At 63.1% G+C, this 1,733-nt stretch carries 2 protein-coding genes; one reads left to right on the top strand and one right to left on the bottom strand.

Translation table 11 applies throughout. The features are described 5' to 3' along the window. Positions 1-265 precede the first annotated feature (265 nt). Positions 266-994: an SDR family oxidoreductase gene (locus EN935_RS34480; RefSeq protein ID WP_127265069.1), complete on the bottom strand. Its 729-nt coding sequence runs from the start codon at positions 992-994 to the stop codon at positions 266-268. 120 nt (positions 995-1,114) lie between these two features. Here EN935_RS34480 and EN935_RS34475 point away from each other — a divergent pair. Continuing rightward, positions 1,115-1,733 (top strand): AraC family transcriptional regulator (locus tag EN935_RS34475; protein WP_245489125.1); only part of this gene is annotated, 619 nt, incomplete at its 3' end.

Below are 1,733 nucleotides of genomic sequence, written 5' to 3'. Positions count from 1 at the left end.
GAGCCGATCTGCTGGCCGTAAAGGTCGACGGAAGCGCGACCGATGGTGATGACGTCGAGCGGCGCCTGTTTCGCGTCCACGGCTTCGCTCATTGGAACCTCCCGTCGGCCTTGTTATCTTGGGGTACACGCGCGAGCGGCAGCGTGGCGCCGGGAATATGAAATAATAATTCCAATCCATAGTCAATATGGAATGAGCGTTCCTTCTGTGAAAAGTACCATCAGGTGTCGCGTGCGGGAAGAGGCTTTGGCGGGTCTGGCTCCGTTCACCACGGAAGCGGGCCATCGTCGCTGAAGTACCCGGCGTTCGGACCATCGGCATCCAGGGTCGCCAGGTGTATGACGATCTCGGCCGCTTGCTGCACGGTGCGGTGGCCCTTAAATCCATTCAGGTCGGTGGCGGTATATCCGGGCGCCGCTGCATTGATCTTGATGCCCTGCGGCGCAAACTCGCGGGCGAACGCGACGGTGATGGCATTCAGGGCGGTCTTGGAGCTGCCGTAACCCATCAAATTGACCGACTGGTTCGGCGTGCTGGAATCGAGCGCGCGCCCGATGGATCCCGTGGAACTGCTCACCATGACGATGCGGGCGGCCGGCGCTGCAAGCAGCAGCGGCAGGAAGGCCTGGGTCACGCGGATCGGTCCGAAGACATTGACGTCATAGGTGGCCCTGACATCGGCAAGATGCTGCTGGCTCGGCGGCAGCTCGTAGTTGATGGCGATGCCGGCATTGTTCACCAGCACGTCGAGGCAAGGGCTCTCCGCCCCGACAGTCCTGGCTGCAGCCGCCACGCTTTCGTCCTGTGTGACATCCAGCCCAAGCCACTCAACATCCAGACCTTCCGCGCGCAATTCCTGCGCCGCCGCCATGCCACGCTCGGCATTCCTGGCGCCAAGCCACACCTTGAAGCCCATCGTCGCCAGACGCCGGGCGATTTCGTGGCCGATGCCCTTGTTGGCGCCCGTCACCACAGCGGTTTTCGATCTCGTCATTTGGGTTCTCCATCTCTCCATGTCGAAGACCCAGAGATGGCGTCCCGTGGGAAGCGCCGCGCGCCGAAAACTCTCCCGCTCTTGCCTAATCCTCTCATATGGCTTGCGCGGCCCAGTTGGATGCGCAAAACTGACATCATGAGCGAGGCACTGCAGGAGTTGATTGATATCGCCGGCCGCCATGCGCGCGGGCGACGAACGGCAACGGCGATCCCCCGCGTTTCGATAGGCCGCAGCGAAGTCGCCACGGCACCAATGGCGGGGGTATGGGGGTCGGGGGTGCTGTTTGTGCTGCAGGGCGCGAAAAAGGTTCTGATCGGAGACCGGACCCTTCGATACGATCCCGCCAGCTATTTCATCTACACTGTCGACACACCCACCATCAGCCAGTTGGTCGCGGCGAGCGCCAAACATCCTTACCTGGCGATCGGCTTCACTCTCGACCTGCAGGCCGTCGCCGCCCTCCTCGTCGAGCACGAGCCCGCGCTCGGCGGCGACAGTTTCTCCACCTCGCCCGTCAACGAAGAGCTGCTCGACGCATTGCGTCGCATCATGCGGCTGCTCGACCGGCCAGGGGAGATTCCCGTGCTGGCGGCCATGCTCGAACGCGAGATGCTGTTTCGGCTGCTGCAAGGCCCCCAGGGCGGAAAGCTTCGCCAGCTTGCGCGTGCCGACGGCCATCTGTCCCGGATTGGCCAGGCCATCGCCTGGATCCGCACACATTGCCATCAGCCGGTCC

This window comes from Mesorhizobium sp. M7D.F.Ca.US.004.03.1.1, assembly GCF_003998635.1.
Taxonomy (GTDB): Bacteria; Pseudomonadota; Alphaproteobacteria; order Rhizobiales; family Rhizobiaceae; genus Mesorhizobium; species Mesorhizobium loti.
Note: the sequence above shows the minus strand (reverse complement) of the source record. Positions and strands in the feature narration are given on the sequence as shown.

What these genes read in the sequence shown, in the direction of transcription:
- EN935_RS34480 (WP_127265069.1), bottom strand. Translation starts at nt 994, where the DNA reads ATGACGAGATCGAAAACCGCTGTGGTGACGGGCGCCAACAAGGGCATC.